The 16372-nt window shown below is 65.9% G+C and carries 14 protein-coding genes; 9 read left to right on the forward strand and 5 right to left on the reverse strand.

Going from position 1 to position 16372, the window contains the following annotated elements:
* Positions 1-575 (reverse strand): glycosyltransferase family 9 protein (locus ACKAE7_RS02185; RefSeq protein ID WP_408978401.1); only part of this gene is annotated, 575 nt, incomplete at its 3' end.
* Between the two features lie 211 nt (positions 576-786).
* Between ACKAE7_RS02185 and ACKAE7_RS02190 the strand changes: the two genes are divergently transcribed.
* The 5 genes from ACKAE7_RS02190 to ACKAE7_RS02210 all read left to right on the forward strand — a co-directional run bounded on the left by ACKAE7_RS02190 (position 787) and on the right by ACKAE7_RS02210 (position 5446).
* Positions 787-1089 carry a DUF4193 domain-containing protein gene (locus tag ACKAE7_RS02190; RefSeq protein WP_066275770.1) on the forward strand — a complete coding sequence of 101 codons (303 nt, stop codon included), beginning with the start codon at positions 787-789 and terminating at the stop codon, positions 1087-1089.
* 159 nt (positions 1090-1248) lie between these two features.
* Entirely contained in the window at positions 1249-1989 is a 741-nt protein-coding gene (locus ACKAE7_RS02195) for a M50 family metallopeptidase (RefSeq protein ID WP_408978402.1), read from the forward strand.
* A gap of 9 nt (positions 1990-1998) precedes the next feature.
* The gene (locus tag ACKAE7_RS02200; RefSeq protein ID WP_188808920.1) at positions 1999-3096 is read left to right on the forward strand and encodes a glutathione S-transferase family protein; all 1098 of its coding nucleotides are present in this window, start codon (positions 1999-2001) and stop codon (positions 3094-3096) included.
* Between the two features lie 41 nt (positions 3097-3137).
* Positions 3138-4247 carry a serine hydrolase domain-containing protein gene (locus tag ACKAE7_RS02205; protein WP_408978403.1) on the forward strand — a complete coding sequence of 370 codons (1110 nt, stop codon included), beginning with the start codon at positions 3138-3140 and terminating at the stop codon, positions 4245-4247.
* A gap of 80 nt (positions 4248-4327) precedes the next feature.
* Entirely contained in the window at positions 4328-5446 is a 1119-nt protein-coding gene (locus tag ACKAE7_RS02210) for an aromatic acid exporter family protein (RefSeq protein WP_190611685.1), read from the forward strand.
* Here ACKAE7_RS02210 and ACKAE7_RS02215 read toward each other — a convergent pair.
* The 3 genes from ACKAE7_RS02215 to ACKAE7_RS02225 are packed head-to-tail and all read right to left on the reverse strand — an operon-like array spanning position 5443 to position 9062.
* On the reverse strand, positions 5443-6354 hold the full coding sequence (locus tag ACKAE7_RS02215; protein WP_188808923.1) for a MaoC/PaaZ C-terminal domain-containing protein: 912 nt from the start codon (positions 6352-6354) through the stop codon (positions 5443-5445). The two genes, ACKAE7_RS02210 and ACKAE7_RS02215, sit on opposite strands and share 4 nt — an antisense overlap.
* The gene (locus ACKAE7_RS02220) at positions 6351-7691 is read right to left on the reverse strand and encodes a 3-oxoacyl-ACP reductase (protein ID WP_408978404.1); all 1341 of its coding nucleotides are present in this window, start codon (positions 7689-7691) and stop codon (positions 6351-6353) included. The genes ACKAE7_RS02215 and ACKAE7_RS02220 overlap by 4 nt, the downstream gene beginning before the upstream one ends.
* Before the next feature lie 9 nt (positions 7692-7700).
* Complete coding sequence (locus ACKAE7_RS02225; protein ID WP_408978405.1) at positions 7701-9062, reverse strand: acetyl-CoA C-acetyltransferase; 1362 nt, start codon at positions 9060-9062, stop codon at positions 7701-7703.
* An 85-nt stretch (positions 9063-9147) separates the two neighbouring features.
* On the opposite strand from ACKAE7_RS02225, the gene ACKAE7_RS02230 reads away from it, so the two are divergent.
* Together ACKAE7_RS02230 and ACKAE7_RS02235 are read left to right on the forward strand one after the other, a co-directional pair.
* Positions 9148-9810 carry a TetR/AcrR family transcriptional regulator gene (locus tag ACKAE7_RS02230; protein ID WP_188809059.1) on the forward strand — a complete coding sequence of 221 codons (663 nt, stop codon included), beginning with the start codon at positions 9148-9150 and terminating at the stop codon, positions 9808-9810.
* Positions 9811-9914: 104 nt separating this feature from the next.
* The gene (locus ACKAE7_RS02235) at positions 9915-12026 is read left to right on the forward strand and encodes an acyl-CoA dehydrogenase (RefSeq protein ID WP_188808926.1); all 2112 of its coding nucleotides are present in this window, start codon (positions 9915-9917) and stop codon (positions 12024-12026) included.
* Between the two features lie 94 nt (positions 12027-12120).
* On the opposite strand, the gene glgA is transcribed toward ACKAE7_RS02235, so the two are convergent.
* Entirely contained in the window at positions 12121-13326 is a 1206-nt protein-coding gene (glgA, locus tag ACKAE7_RS02240; RefSeq protein WP_408978406.1) for a glycogen synthase, read from the reverse strand.
* A 102-nt stretch (positions 13327-13428) separates the two neighbouring features.
* On the opposite strand from glgA, the gene glgC reads away from it, so the two are divergent.
* Both glgC and ACKAE7_RS02250 read left to right on the forward strand, forming a co-directional pair.
* Positions 13429-14835 carry a glucose-1-phosphate adenylyltransferase gene (glgC, locus tag ACKAE7_RS02245; protein WP_408978407.1) on the forward strand — a complete coding sequence of 469 codons (1407 nt, stop codon included), beginning with the start codon at positions 13429-13431 and terminating at the stop codon, positions 14833-14835.
* 71 nt (positions 14836-14906) lie between these two features.
* Positions 14907-16358 carry an SDR family NAD(P)-dependent oxidoreductase gene (locus ACKAE7_RS02250; RefSeq protein ID WP_188808928.1) on the forward strand — a complete coding sequence of 484 codons (1452 nt, stop codon included), beginning with the start codon at positions 14907-14909 and terminating at the stop codon, positions 16356-16358.
* The last annotated feature ends 14 nt before the right edge of the window (positions 16359-16372 follow it).

The following is a 16372-nucleotide window of genomic DNA, read 5'->3' on the forward strand; positions in this document are numbered from 1 at the left end:
CGGGCCAGTCCCGGCGCGGGCGCCAGGCGGGCCTCCAGGTCGACGGGGAAGGCGCCGGCCAGGCCGGCCACTTCCAGTGCCCTTAGCGGCTCGTGCTGGTAATAGAGGTAGGGAACGGTACGCTCCAAGCTGGCGGCGTCCGCCGTCCGTGTGCCCACCGTGTGCCGCGCGCCGAGGCGAAGGAGGAACGGGTTTGAGTAGCGCCCTCCGCCGTGGAGCTGGACGGCCAGGTCGAACCCCTGTCCCCGCATATCGTCAAGAAACACCTCCAGCTCGTCCGCGTTCTCCTGCCCCGGACGGACGCCCTCAGCAAACGGAAGGATGCACACCTCGTCTACGGGACTTGTGGTGGCGGCAAGCAGTGCCTGGTGCACAGGCGTGCCCAGCAAGGTGACTGATGCGTCGGGATATGCCGCTTTGAGGGCGGATATGGCAGGGAGGGCAAAGACGAGATCGCCCAGGCCTCCGCCCCGCAGTACAGCGATCCTCGTCACGTCCTGGAATTTTTCCAGGACAGGGCCAACGCCGGTACCTGTCCGCCGCGAACCACCGAACTCTGCGGTGAGCTGCTCCATGTTTACCCCTTACTCATAGTGTGGGGAACGCCTCCGTCCGTTGCGTCCTCCACTGGCCGGCACCCACATGCTGCGGTGATTAACCGCGGACTGCGTCCGTTCAACCCTTACCCAGCGGACGCCCAACATACTCCGGCTATTGGGGAATAGCCTCGTGATGCTGTACGTTTCATACGCGACAGGCGAACCAAAGAAAAGAGAAGCACCTAAAGTGGCAACCGATTACGATGAACTGCGCTCCGACGTCAAGGAATCGCAGGACAACTCACTCGAGCAGCTCCAGTCAGCAAATGCTCCCGATGCACGCAGCGTTGTGCTTGAGCTGGATGAGGCTGACGGGCTCGACGGCGCAGGCGTGCCCGGAGGCGAGTTCGTGGCCGAAGAGCTCGTGGTACAGGTCATCCCGCAGGCTGAAGATGAATTCACCTGCTACTCCTGCTTCCTGGTCCGTCACCGGTCCCAGATTGCTCGCCAGAAGGATGGCCACAGCTACTGCACCGAGTGCGAAGGCTAGTTAATACAGTCGACGTGGGGCTTCGGGAACATCCGTGGCCCCACCGATCCTAAGGCGCGCCCTGACGTTGGCGTGCCTTTCGGTTTTAAGCCGGCACCCAGGAGGCCCCGGTACTGTGGCGCGTATGGAACACGATGACAAGGCCGGCACCTGGCCTCGATGAACATACCCGGCGACCTCTGGACCAGACTGCTGGACGCGTTCAGCCGCGCGGACTCCCCGAGCGTGACTCTTACCGAGCTGGTGCTGGCTCTGGTGGTAGCTGCAGCCCTGTCAGTTCCGCGGCGTTCGTGGAGGTATTTCGGCCTGCTGGCCACGGCAACGCACGAAATGGGGCACGCGGTGGCAGCACTGCTCAGTGGCCAGCGGCTCTCGGGCATCCGGCTCCGCCTCGACCATTCTGGAACCACCACCACGTACAGCCGCAGCATGCTCGCCAGCGCATGGTCATGCTTTTGGGGGTATCCGGTCCCGGCAATCGTAGGTGCCGCGTTTGTCTGGTGCGGGTTCAATGGCTGGGGCCCGGCCGCCATCATGGCCGGTGGCCTGGCCCTGGCTGCCTCGCTGCTGTTCCTGCGGAATCTTGCCGGCATCCTCATCACTGTCACCGCGATCGCGGTGACAGTGCTTCTCATCCTTTTGGTTCCGACGTCATTCGTAGGGCATGTGGCCGTCATCCTGGGTGTGGCACTGCTGGTGGCCGCCGTGCGCGACCTGATCAAGCTGGCGCACCTTCACCTGCGCCGGCGGGAACGGCTGGCCAGCTCTGACGCCTACCTGCTGTGGCGCGCCACGTCGATTCCCTCAGCAGTCTGGATCGTCCTTTTCGCAGCACTGGTGGCGGGCTCCTGGCTGTGGGCCTGGCAGCCCATCTCCACAGTCCTGTATGCGGGAGCATAGGCTGGTCCCATGAGCCAGGAAACGGACACCACCCAGCAGGCCACCGAGGGGGGCGGCGCAGAGCACAGTACCCGCGGCGCCTATGTCACCGGTGGAGCGGAATTCAACCGTGATACCAATTACATCGAGGACCGCATCACCAAGGATGGTTCCCCGGGCAGCAATGGCGAGCCCGGCTGGCCCGTGGAGGCGGGCCGCTACCGGCTGATCGCCGCACGTGCCTGCCCCTGGGCGAACAGGACTGTCATTGTCCGGCGCCTGCTCGGCCTGGAGGACGCTATTTCCCTGGGACAGCCCGGCCCCACCCATGATGCGCGATCGTGGACCTTTGACCTCGATCCGGGAGGCGTGGACCCGGTCCTGGGTATCGGAAGACTCCAGGATGCCTACTTCAGGCGTTTTCCTGGCTACCCGCGGGGCATCACCGTCCCGGCAATCGTGGACGTGGCCAGCGGCGCCGTGGTAACCAACAATTTCCCGCAGATCACCCTGGACTTCGCCACCGAATGGACGGAGTTCCACCGCCCGGGGGCGCCGGACCTGTACCCGGAGACTCTGCGGGAGGAGATCGACCAGGTCAACAAGCGCGTGTTCACCGAGGTCAACAACGGGGTATACCGCTGCGGCTTTGCAGGGTCCCAGGAAGCCTACGACGCCGCCTACGCCCGGCTGTGGTCCGCGCTTGACTGGCTGGAAGACCGGCTCTCGAGGCAGCGCTACCTGGTGGGCGACACCATCACCGAAGCGGACGTCCGGCTGTTCACCACGCTGGCCCGCTTCGACGCCGTTTACCACGGCCACTTCAAGTGCAACCGCCAGAAACTCAACGAAATGCCCGCCCTCTGGGGCTACGCCCGGGACCTCTTCCAGACCCCCGGCTTTGGGGACACCATCGACTTCGTGCAGATCAAGCAGCACTATTACGTCGTCCATGAGGACATCAACCCCACCGGCATCGTTCCTGCGGGACCGGACCTGCGTGGCTGGCTGGAAGCCCACGGCCGGGAAGCACTTGGCGGCCGGCCCTTTGGAGACGGCACCCCGCCCGGACCCGTCAAAGAGGGCGAGCAAGTGGCGCCCGGCCACGGGGCTGCTCCGGAACAATAGTCGGCGCCGCTCGGTAAGCGCTTTCCGGCTAGAATTGCGCCATGCAGACATCACACGGCTTTGTGGCGCCCGGATACGGCGGCGTCCTGGAACTGTTCGACTCATTCCTTCGCGATGACCCGCAGTACAGCGCGCAACTGGCCGCGTATAAGGACGGCGTCCAGGTGGTGGGGCTGTCCGGCGGGCCGGACATGGCTCCGGACTCCGTGACAGGGGCGTATTCCTGTTCCAAGGGCGTGGCCGCCATGGTGATCGGACTGCTGGTACAAGACGGACTGCTGAACCTGGACCAGACCGTGGCACACTACTGGCCGGAGTTCGGGGTGCATGGAAAAGACCAGCTCCTGGTCCGGCAGGCCTTATCCCACCAGGCCGGGCTCATGGGCGTGGAAGGCGGCTTCCCCCTGGAAGAGTTCACCACCCCGGCCGCCGCTGCCCGGCTCGCCGCAGAGGCCCCGGCCTGGGAGCCCGGCAGGCAGTTCGGCTACCACGCGCTCACCATCGGGATCATCATGGAGGAACTGTGCCGCCGCACGGCCGGAGAAACGCTGCAAGAGGTGTATGGCCGGCGGATCCGGGGTCCATTCGGCGTCGACTTTTTCCTCGGCCTGCCGGAGGAACAGGACTCCCGCTACCGGAACGTCCTTTATTCGGCCAGCCCGGAGCAACCCTGGATGGATCCACTCAGCCTTGGAGGCCTGAACAGCAACGCCCCCGCAAGCACCATCATGGAACTCCCCAACATCCGCTCCGTGCGGGCCGCAGGAATGTCCGCGGCCGGAGGGGTGGGAACCGCTGAAGGCCTGGCCCGCCTCTACGCCGCGGCCACCACGGGCACCAACGGAGGGACACCGTTCCTCAACGCTGCCACCGTTGACCTCATGTCCCGGGAACAAGTGTGGGGCCTTGACCGCTCCTCCGGCCTGGACAACGCGTTCGCCGTTGTCTTCATGAAACCGCACCCGTCGCGCAACTTCGGCAGCCACCGGGCGTTCGGGCATGAGGGCGCCAACGCCGCCCTCGGGTTTGCGGACCCGGCCTATGGGCTGGGGTTCGGCTACATCCCGCAGCGGCAGGAGGACGGCCGGACACCGGGCCGTGCACACCGACTGGCAGCTGAAGTACGCCGATCGGCGGCGGACTTGTCCTGAACCTTCCTGCTCCCGTGCCGGCGCGGACGCTTGACCAGCAGCTTTGTCCGCAACCGTAAGTCGCCCGTAACGTTGTCCGGATGATCAAGCCGAAAGTACGCCCGGATGCCCGCTGGGCCAAGGGGACCATTTTCCTCAAACAGGCGGTATCGGGGCTGTCTGCGGCCTTTGCAACGCAACGGCTCCAGCTGGCGGCAAAAGCGGCAGTTGCTGCCGGAGTGGCGTTCCTCATCGCTCCGCTGATGCCGGGAGTGGCTGCCCAGTATCCCTACTACGCACCGCTGGGCGCGCTGGTGGCCATGTACCACAATGTTGCCGGCTCCATACAGCAGGGACTGCAGGCCCTTGCCGGCCTTGCCATGGGCATCGGCCTTGCGTTCGTGCTGGTCAACGTGACGGATCCATCGCCCCTTGCCGTGGCCCTGATCATGGGCATTGGCGTGCTGCTGGGGGGCCTTCCCGGAATTGGCAAGGGCAGTGACTGGATCCCGACGGCGGCGCTGCTGGTCCTGCTGATCGGCGGCAGTAATCCGGACGATTTTTCCTTCGGATACCTCGTCCAGATGGGTGCCGGCGTCGCTGTGGGAATCGGCGTAAATTTCCTGATTTTCCCACCGCTGCACTTCAATGCCGCGGCAGCCAGCCTTGACGATTTGCGGATCGCCCTCGGGAAACAGCTCACTGACATGGGCAAGGCACTTCTGGAAGAGTGGCCGCCCAAGCACGAGGACTGGTCGCGCCGTTCGGACGAGCTCTCGGCCGCTGCCCGCTCAGTCCGGCATCTCGTCAAGGAAGCGGACGCCAGCCGCCGGGCAAACCCGCGGCGCAAACTCCACCCCCGCGATGTTGACCTCGACTACCGCAACCTGCGCGAACTGGAGCGGGTGACCTTCCACATCCAGGACATTACGGACGTGTTGTCGGATGTCATTTATGAGAGCGACGTGCCGTACGGGGTGCCGCTGCAGGACAACGCCCCGCTGGCTGACGCCCTGAAGTCGGCGGGTGATCTTCTGCGCTCGTTCAGCGAGGATGATTCGGCCACACAGGAGGAGAAGCTCGAGGCGGCCAGGTCGGCGGTGGAAGCCTGCCTCGCAGCCACCGCCGGGAGGCAGCCGGACCAGGGCATGGTCCCTGCGTCCGAATCGGTCCTCCTGAGCCTCCACCGGATCCTGCGGGCTGTCCGGTCAGCTTCCTAGAGGGCGCTCACTGAACCGTGGAAATGGCGCCTCCCTGAGCGGGGATTCCAGGCCACGAAGTCGGACCTGCCCCACGCTCCGGCAGGGCCCTCTACTGTTGTGATCTCCAAGGCAACCCGGCAGGGAAGAAACACCGGGGCGTCGAAGTCCACGTCCCAGGCGAAGGAATCACCCCGGGACGGGCCCACATCGGCGAGCGCCCTTGAGGCAAGGTACATGCCGTGCGCTATGGACCGTCGCATCCCCAATGCCTTGGCGGAGAGAACGCTCAAGTGAATGGGATTGAAGTCGCCGGACACTGCCGCGTAGGCACGGCCGGTATCAACACCGAGGTGCCAGAGGGCCGTGGGATCAGGTGCCTTGAATTCCGCCCGGTCGGGAGCCGGGGACGATTTGTCGATGCCCGGCAGGAAGACTCCCTTGGCAAGGTACGTGGAGATTCCCAGCCAGCAGACCTCGGCTGTTCCAGCCCGGCGGACCTCGGCAATAACGTCCACCTGTGTGCCCGCGCGGTGCCCACGCAGGTTCTCCACCCTGGCGGTGATGTCCAGGGCGTCCGTGAAGAACACGGGAATCCGCTGCTCCACACTGTTGCGAAGGTGGATCATACCGAGCAACGGCAGGGGAAAATCGTCCCTGTTCATCACACTTATGGCCAGGGGAAAGGCGAGGGCGTGGATGAACCCGGCAGGCAGCACGTCACTGGCTGTTTCACCGATCAGGTGCTGGTACGCGGTGAGGGTGGAAACGTCGACGGCGACGCCCCGCACTTCATGGCTTTCAGCCGGCAGGGCAGTGCCCTCATGGGCGCCCAAGAGCCGGCGGCGTGCGGCCTGCGCTGCGGCGTTGACGTACAGTTTGGACAGCGACGGCATCTCCCCCAGAATGACCGGCTGGGCGGAGGTCATGCCCCCACCATGTTCTGCCCGCATACCCGCAGGACCTGCCCGTTGATACCCGCGGCGGCGTCGCTTGCCAGGAACGCGATGGTTTCCGCAACATCCGTTGGCGTGCCGCCCTGCTGCAGCGAATTCAGCCGCCGCCCGATCTCCCTGACGGCGAAGGGGATCCGTGCCGTCATCTCGGTTTCGATGAAGCCCGGGGCCACCGCATTGATGCTGCCCCCGTGCGATGCCAGGAGCGGAGCGCTGGCCGTGACCATTCCCATTACCCCTGCCTTGGACGCCGCGTAGTTGGTCTGCCCCCTGTTGCCGGCGATGCCGCTGGTGGAAGCAACAGACACAATACGCGGGGATTCCCGGAAGTGTTCAGACGCAAGCAGCGCTTCGTTGATCCGGAGTTGCGCGGTGATGTTGATGCTGATCACCGAGCTCCACTTCGAGTGGTCCATGTTGGCGAGGAGCTTATCCCGGGTGATGCCTGCATTGTGGACCATGATGTCCAGACGACCGTGGCGTTGTGCCGCGTGCCCGATGATCCGCTGCCCGGCGTCGTCCCTGCTGATGTCCAGCTGCAGGGCTGTCCCCCGGACCTCGTTCGCCACGGCTGCCAGCTGGTCACCGGCGGCCGGAACGTCGACAAGGATGAGCGTGGCGCCGTCACGGTGCAGGGTGCGTGCAATGGCTGCGCCGATGCCGCGGGCAGCTCCGGTCACAACGGCAATCTTGCCTGCCAGCGGCTGGTCAACGTCGCGGGCGGGTTCTCCGGAGGTGCTGGACACGGTGATGAACTGCCCGTCCACGAAGGCGGAACGGCCCGAGAGGAAGAACCGGAGGGCGGCCAGGGAACTTGCGCTTGTTGCCTGGACGCCTTCCCGGAGAACTATGCCGTTGCCAGTGGCGCCGCCGCGCAGTTCCTTGGCCAGCGAGCGCAGGAACCCGTCGATCCCCTGGCGGGCAGCCGCAGCGGCCGGGGAATCTGCCTCTGACGCCGGCCGGGACACCGTGACCACCCGGCCGCCGGGGGCGAGGTCCCTCAGCGAGGCCGCTGCGGTGAGGATGGGCTTTTCGAGATCCCCGGGGCCGGCTACTTCGTCCAGCGCCAGGATGATGGCACCCAGTTTTTCGCGGGGTACCGCGTGCCGCCTGACGTCGAGGTCCCAGGAGAGCAGTTCGGCAGCCAGGTTGTCGGCTTCGGCGGTATTTCCCTGCACCAGGACGGGGCCGGTGATCAAGGGCTGCCCGGGCTGGTACCTGCGGAGAACCGCGGGCTGGGGCAGTCCGAGCCTTTTGGCCACGTTCCGGCCAACGCCGTGGTGTACCAGTTGTGCGTACTTGTCTGTCATCTGTGTCCCCTACAGCGATTCGAGAATTGCGACGACGCCCTGGCCGCCGGCGGCGCAGACCGAGACCAAGCCACGTGCGGGCCGGCCGTCCGTCCTGCCTTTGGCGTGGAGCTGCTTGGCCAGGGACGCCATGATCCGGCCGCCGGTGGCGGCGAAGGGGTGGCCGGCGGCCAGTGACGAGCCGTTAACGTTCAGGCGCGAACGGTCAACGCTGCCAAAGGCGCCCTCCAGGCCGAGCCTGGTCCGGCCGAACTCTTCGTCCTCCCAGGCCGCCAGAGTGCTGAGGACCGTGGCGGCAAAGGCTTCGTGGATTTCGAAGAAGTCGATGTCCGCAAGCGTGAGGCCTTGCCGGACCAGCAGCCTGGGCACGGCGAACACGGGAGCCATCAGCAGGCCGTCCTTGCCGTGGACAAAGTCGACGGCGGCAGCCTCGGCGTCCACCACGGCCGCAAGCTTGGGCAGGTCATGGGCGTCCGCCCAGGTTTCGGAGGCCAGCAGGACCGTTGAGGCCCCGTCCGTCAGCGGCGTTGAGTTGCCGGCCGTCATGGTGGCGTCGGCACCGAGGTTCTTGCCGAAGACCGGCTTGAGGGTAGCGAGCTTTTCGAGCGACGTATCGGCGCGGAGGTTGCCGTCGCGCGCCAGGCCCCGGTACGGCGTGAGGAGGTCATCGAAGAACCCGGACTCGTAGGCTGCCGCGAGGTTCCGGTGGCTGTTGTAGGCCAGCTCGTCCTGGGCCTCACGCGAAATCTTCCACTGTGCCGTGGTGAGGGCCTGGTGCTCCCCCATGGACAGGCCGGTGCGGGGCTCGGCCGTCCCGGGAGCCAACGGGGCCAGGTCTTTGGGCCGCAGCCGGCTGAGGATCTGCAGCCGCTGCGGCAGTGTCTTTGCCCGGCTGAGGTCCAGGATCACGTCGCGAAGGCCCTCGCTGACCACCACGGGAGCGTCCGAAGCGGAATCCACACCGCCGGCCACTGCTGAGTCGATCTGTCCCAGCTTGATCTTGTTCGCCAGGCCCACCACGGTTTCAAGGCCGGTGGCGCAGGCCTGCTGCAGGTCATAGGCAGGAGTCTCGGCGGAGAGCGCCGAGCCCAGTACGGCTTCACGGGTGAGATTGAAGTCCCTGGAGTGCTTGAGGACCGCACCTGCGGCCACTTCCCCGATGCGCTCGTCCTGCAGGCCGAACCTGGCGATGAGCCCGTCCAGTGCCGCGGTCAGCATGTCCAGGTTGGAGGACTTTGCGTAGGCGCTGCCGGCGCGGGCAAACGGGATCCGGTTTCCTCCGACGATCACTGCCCTGCGGAGGTCAGTGGTTCCTGCAGCCAGGCTGCGTGCTTTTTCGGGTCCAGCGGTGGACTGTCCGTCAGTGGACATGGATATCTCCTCGGGTCACGTGCGGTTACCGATACCCAGCGTACCTGATACGCTGAGTATCGTGAACATCCACGAAAGCGGCCCAATGGTGCCGTCGGCAACCGGCAGTCCTGACGGGCGCTCTTCGCGCTGGCAGAGCCACCGGGAGGAACGCCGCCGGGAGCTGATCAAGTCCGCACGGCGTGCAGTGCACGTGTTGGGCAGCGACGCTTCCATGGAAGAGATCGCCGCCGCCGCCGGCACCTCGAAGTCCGTGTTCTACCGCTATTTCGGCGACAAAGCCGGGCTTCAGCAGGCTGTGGGCGAAGTTGTCCTGAGCCAGATGCAGCGCCGGATCCAGGAAGCCGCCCAGAACGCGGACACTCCGCGCGAAGGTCTCCTGGCCATGGTCTCCGCCTACCTCCAGATGGCGGACACCAGCCCTAACGTCTACACGTTCGTCACCCGGTACGGCAGCGGGGACCCCGAAGGTTCCTCGGGCGCAGTGTCCGGTGCCCTCGGGCACTTCTTTGACGCGGTGGCGGACATGATTGCCACCCCCATGAGGTCGCACCTGGGCGACGGTAAGCAGTCGGTCATCGGCTACTGGCCCAAGGCGGCGATCGGACTGGTAAGGAACGCCGGGGAACAGTGGCTCAGTACTCCGGACTCCCCTGCCAAGCCCGGCCAGGAGGCGATGGCACGGCAGATCACGGCCTGGCTGTGCGTGGGCATCGCCCCCGAACTCTCGCCGTCGGCACGGGGATGACCCCGCACTGCCCGCCGGACCACCAGCTCGACCCGCAGCCAACGTACCAACCACCTGAAACCACGTAGCAATAAGCACTGTCAGCACCAACGAAGGACATTGACATGACTGAAGTAGTGGACCGTCCAGCCGGCAAGGGGCAGCGCCCCGCCGCCGACAAACCGGCACCGGGCCCTTCCCGGGCCCAGCCCGCCGTTGATGTGGAAGCACTGGGCCGGCAACTGCTGGGTAAGTGGGCCGATGTCCGGCTCCAGGCCAGGGAGCTTGCCGCCCGCCCCGAACTCCACAAGACCGAGGGCCTGACGCACACCGAGCACCGGAAGAGGGTGTTCGGGCAGCTGCGGTACCTGGTGGAGAATGAAGCCGTCCACCGCGCGTTCCCGGCAGCGCTGGGCGGTTCTGACGACCACGGCGGCAACATCGCCGGCTTCGAGGAGCTTGTGGTGGCCGATCCCTCGCTCCAGATCAAGGCCGGGGTGCAGTGGGGACTTTTCGGCTCTGCCGTGATGCACCTCGGCACTGCCGGACACCATGCCAGGTGGCTTCCGGGCATCATGAACCTGGACATTCCCGGCTGCTTCGCCATGACCGAGACGGGACACGGCTCGGACGTGGCCAGCATTGCGACCACCGCAACCTATGACCCGGCCACGGAGGAGTTCGTGGTGCACACCCCCTTCCGCGCCGCCTGGAAGGACTACATCGGCAATGCGGCCACCGACGGACTGGGCGCCGTGGTGTTCGCCCAGCTGGTCACCCGCGGAGTAAACCATGGCGTCCATGCCTTCTACGTGGACCTCAGGGATCCGGCGACCAAGGAGTTCCTGCCGGGAATCGGGGGCGAGGACGACGGCATCAAGGGCGGGCTCAATGGCATCGACAACGGCCGGCTGCACTTCACCAACGTCCGGATCCCCCGGACAAACCTCCTCAACCGCTACGGTGACGTCGCTCCTGACGGAACCTATTCGTCGCCCATTGCCAGCCCCGGCCGCCGGTTCTTCACCATGCTCGGCACACTGGTCCAGGGACGGGTATCACTCGACGGCGCTGCGGTGGCGGCGTCCAAGGTGGCTTTGAAAGCGGCCATTGGCTACGCCACGGAACGCCGCCAGTTCAACGCCTCCTCTCATACAGACGAGGAAGTCCTCCTCGACTACCAGCGGCACCAGCGGCGCCTGTTCACGCGGCTCGCTACCACCTACGCCGCCGGGTTCGCCCACGAACAGCTGCTGGAGAAGTTCGACGACGTCTTCTCCGGCGCCCACGACACGGACGAGGACCGCCAGGACCTGGAAACCCTGGCTGCCGCCCTGAAGGCGCTGAGCACCTGGCACGCACTGGACACCCTGCAGGAATGCCGGGAAGCCTGCGGCGGCGCCGGCTTCCTGATCGAAAACCGCTTCGCCTCACTGCGGGCAGACCTGGACGTCTACGCCACGTTCGAAGGTGACAACACGGTGTTGCTGCAGCTGGTGGCAAAGCGGCTCCTGGCTGATTACGCCAAAGAGTTCCGGAACGTGGACTTCGGCGTCATGGCACGCTACGTGGTGGGCCAGGCCACCGGCGCCGCGATCCACCGGACCGGCCTGCGCCAGGTTGCCCAGTTCATGGCCGACACCGGTTCGGTGCAGCGGGCTGCCATCGCCCTCCGCGACGAGGCGGGCCAGCGCGCGCTGCTCACCGACCGTGTCCAGACCATGGTGGCGGAGGCGGCGGGCTCGCTCAGGGGCAGCAACAGGCTCTCGCAGGAGAAAGGCGCCGCGCTGTTCAACCGGCACCAGAACGAACTCATCGACGCCGCACAGGCGCACGCCGAGCTCCTGCAGTGGGAGGCCTTCACGGACGCCCTCCGCGAGGTGGAAGATCCCGGGACCAGGATGGTCCTGACCTGGCTGCGGGACCTCTTCGGCCTGTCGCTGATCGAGAAGAACCTGTCCTGGTACCTCATGAACGGGCGCCTCTCCATGCAGCGGGGCCGCACGGTGGGCGAATACATCAACAGGCTGCTGGTGAAGATCCGGCCGCACGCCCTGGACCTCGTGGAAGCGTTCGGTTATGGCGATGACCATGTGCGCGCCGCCGTGGCAACAGGCGCCGAGAAGGAACGGCAGGACGGGGCACGGGCCTACTTCCGCAGCCAGCGGGCCAGCGGCCAGGCCCCGGTGGACGAGAAGGTGCTGCTGGCCAGGACCGCCGCCGCCAAGCGGAACTGACCGTCCCCTGGCGTCATGAACGACGACGGCGCCGCTCCCCTTGCGGGGGAAGCGGCGCCGTCGTCGTCATTAGGCCGTCCTTCACATAGGTTCGCTAGCTCCGGGCCGGGAGCACGGAGCGGTACACCTCGAGCGTGGTTTCCGTAATGGATTCCCAGGAGAAGTGCTTCTCGGCACGCAGCCGGCCTGCCTGGCCCATAGCGCGGGCGCGCTCCGGGTCGGAGACCACCTCGGTGAGGGCTGCGGCGAATTCGGTCACGAATTTTTCGGGATCGAGGGGCGTTCCGGTGCCGTCGGTGACCTGCTCAAGGCCAACCAGGAGGCCGGTCTGGCCGTGCTCCACCACCTCCGGAATTCCGCCGGTGGCGCTGGCAACCACTGCTGCGCCGCACGCCATGGCCTCCAGGTTGACGATGCCGAGCGGCTCGTAGATGGAGGGGCAGGCGAAGGCAGTGGCGTGGCTGAGCACCTGGATGAGCTCGAGGCGCGGCAGCATCCGCTCAATCAGCACCACGCCGGTCCGCTGGCTTTGCAGTTCCTCAATGAGCCGTGCCGTTTCGGAAGCAAGTTCGGGAGTGTCCGCGGCCCCCAGGCACAGGACCAGTTGAACGTCAGCCGGCAGCTTGGCCGCTGCGCGGAGGAGGTAGGGCACGCCCTTCTGGCGTGTGTTCCTGCCCACAAAGACCACGCTGGGCTTGGCGGGGTCAATGCCCAGGGCGCGGACGGCGTCGTCATTTTCGTCACGTTGCCACATCTCGACGTCGATGCCGTTGTGGACCACCCGGACCTTTTCGGGATCGACGTCCGGGTAGCTGCGCAGGATGTCCTGGCGCATGCCCTCCGAAACCGCGATGATGGCTGCGGCTGCCTCGTACGCGGTCTTCTCCACCCAGGACGAGAGCGCATACCCGCCACCGAGCTGCTCCGCCTTCCAGGGCCGCAGCGGCTCCAGGCTGTGGGCGCTCAGGACATGCGGGATACCGTGCAGCAGGGAAGCCAGGTGCCCGGCCATGTTGGCGTACCAGGTGTGCGAATGGACCAGGTCCGCGCCTTCCACGTCCGGCACAATCCGCAGGTCCACACCGAGGGTCTGGACCGCGGCGTTAGCTCCGCCAAGGTCCTCCGGCACCTGGTAGGACGTTACGGCGGCGCCATGATAGTCGGTATCGCGGGGAGCCCCAAAAGCACGAACCTGCAGGTCAACATGCTTACTAAGCACCCTGCTCAATTCGGCCACGTGGACTCCGGCGCCACCGTAGATCTCCGGCGGGAACTCTTTGGTCACAATGTCTATACGCACAAGACCCAAGGTAGTCCTTCCAGCTTAACTGTTCTAGTGTGAAGGGGTCCGGGCGTACCGGACTGTCTTGGGGAGTTACGAAGGCGTACAGGAGCGACCATCATGCCGTTGAACAAAAAAGTCCTGGCCATTGTCCTCGCGGGTGGCGAGGGAAACAGACTGATGCCACTGACGGCAGACCGGGCGAAGCCGGCGGTGCCTTTCGCCGGGAGCTACCGCCTGATCGATTTTGCGATTTCCAACCTGGTGAACTCGCGCTACCTGCAAATCGTGGTCCTCACCCAATACAAATCCCATAGCCTCGACCGGCATATTTCGGAAGCCTGGCGCATGTCCACCCAGCTCGGGAACTACGTCGCCTCCGTGCCGGCGCAGCAGCGCGTGGGCAAGAGCTGGTTCCTTGGCAGCGCCAACGCCATCTACCAGTCCCTGAACCTGATCCACGACGCCAACCCGGACATCGTGGTGGTTGTCGGCGCCGACCACGTCTACCGCATGGACTTCGCCCAGATGGTGGAGCAGCACGTCAACAGCGGCGCCAAGGCGACGGTTGCCGCCGTCCGGCAGCCCCTGCACATGGCGGACCAGTTTGGCGTGATCGAGGTGGACCAGGACAACCCGCAGAAGATTTCGGCGTTCGTGGAAAAGCCCTCAAGCACTCCGGGCCTCGCCGCCGATCCCTCGCAGTTCCTGGCCTCCATGGGCAACTACGTCTTTGACGCCGACGCTCTGGTGGCCGCGCTCCATGTCGACGCCGAGCGGCTGGACACCAAACACGACATGGGCGGGGACATCATCCCCTACTTCGTCAACCAGGGCGAAGCCGACGTGTACGACTTCACCCTCAACGACATCCCCGGCTCCACCGAGCGTGACCGCACCTACTGGCGGGATGTGGGCACCATCGACTCTTTCTACGACGCGCACATGGACCTCATTTCCCCGCTGCCGGTCTTCAACCTCTACAACTCCGAGTGGCCCATCTACACGAGGCAGAGCATCTCCCCGCCGGCAAAGTTCGTGCGCGGCCAGAACAACACGGTGGGCACCGCGCTGGATTCGATCGTCTCCAGCGGCGTGGTGATTTCCGGCGGCATCGTGGAGGGCTCTGTCCTCTCCAACGACGTCTACGTGGCCACCAGCAGCCGGGTTATCGACTCCGTCCTGATGGACAAGGTGCAGATCGGCGCGGGCGCCGTTGTCAACCGGGCCATCATCGACAAGAACGTCAAGGTGCCCGCAGGGGCGGCGATCGGGCTGGACGCTGACCTGGACCGTGCCCGCGGCTTCAAGGTCACCGATTCCGGCATTACCGTCCTCGCCAAGGGGCAGACCGTTCCCGAACCCACTGACGAGGAGCGGCAGCTTGCTGCCCGGAACCTCCACCTTGTCCCGAATGCGGTGAAGGCAGCTGCAGGCCAGCATCCCGACCTGCAGGAATCCGTGGACAGGGTGGCCGAGACACACGCTGCGGCCGCTGCCGACGCCGCACCCGGCGCCAGGATCTAGCGCTTCACCCCGGGGGCCGGCCCGCCTGCACAGGTGCGGCCGGCAGTGTCCCAGGCTGTAAAATCGGTCCAATGAGCTCCCCCGATCTGACCCCTGAGGAAATCCAGGCCTGCCTCAAGGTCCTGAACACCATCCACGCCTATGACGAGGAGCACCCGGACTACATCTCGGTGCGGCGAGCCACGGGGAAGATGTTCAAGGCCGTCAAGAGGCACCGGCGGGTCACCAAGCGCGACCTGATTTCCGAGGCAGACCGGGCAGTCCTTGCCCAGACCGCCACCGCCGCTCCCGACCGCATCGACGACGAGACCCGCGGCAACAAGCTGGCCACCTCGGCCACGGGCGCGGTCGCGGGACACCTCATCCGGTCGCGCCCGTGCTACATCTGCAAGCAGCACTACACCCAGGTGGATGCCTTTTACCATCAGCTGTGTCCGGAGTGTGCGGCCTTCAGCCACAGCAAGCGGGACGCGCGGACCGACCTCACGGGCCGCCGCGCCCTGCTCACCGGCGGGCGGGCGAAAATCGGTATGTACATCGCGCTCCGGCTGCTGCGCGACGGCGCCCACACCACCATCACCACACGGTTCCCCAAGGACGCCGCCCGCCGGTTCGCCGCGATGGAGGACAGCGGAGAGTGGCTGCACCGGCTCCGCATTGTGGGCATCGACTTGCGCGACCCCGCCCAAGTGATGGCCCTGACGGACTCCCTCAATGAGGCGGGACCGCTGGATATCATCATCAACAATGCGGCCCAGACGGTCCGCCGGTCCGGCAATGCCTACAAGCCGTTGGTGGACGCCGAGGACGAGCCCCTGCCGCCAGCCCTGGAGCAGGCCAACGGCGGCCCGGAACTGGTGACGTTCGGCCACGCGCATGACAAGCACCCCTTGGCGCTGGCCAGCAGCGTCACCGAGCACCCTGTCCTGGCCGGAGACGCGATCACGTCCCTGGCGCTGTCCACCGGTTCCGCATCATTGGAGCGGATTGCCTCCGGAACGGCCATCGACGCCGGCGGCCTGGTTCCGGACCTGGCCACCATTAACAGCTGGACCCAGGTGGTGGACGAGGTTGACCCCCTGGAGATGCTTGAGGTGCAGCTCTGCAACGTGACGGCACCGTTCCTGCTGGTGAGCCGGCTGCGCGCCGCCATGAAGCGCTCCACAGCCCGGCGCAAGTACATCGTGAACGTCTCCGCCATGGAAGGCCAGTTCTCCCGCGCCTACAAGGGCCCCGGCCACCCGCACACCAATATGGCCAAGGCAGCGCTCAACATGATGACGCGCACCAGCGCCCAGGAGATGCTGGACAGCGACGGCATCCTGATGACCGCGGTGGACACGGGCTGGATCACCGATGAGCGTCCGCACTTTACCAAGGTCAGGCTCATGGAGGAAGGGTTCCACGCACCCTTGGACCTCGTGGACGGCGCCGCCCGCGTTTACGATCCCATCGTTATGGGCGAGAACGGCGAAGACCAGTACGGGGTGTTCCTCAAGGACTACAAACCCAGCCCCTGGTGAGGGTAAGCTCGCGG

Source organism: Pseudarthrobacter sp. NKDBFgelt, from assembly GCF_046097905.1.
In the GTDB taxonomy this organism is placed as follows: domain Bacteria; phylum Actinomycetota; class Actinomycetes; order Actinomycetales; family Micrococcaceae; genus Arthrobacter; species Arthrobacter polychromogenes.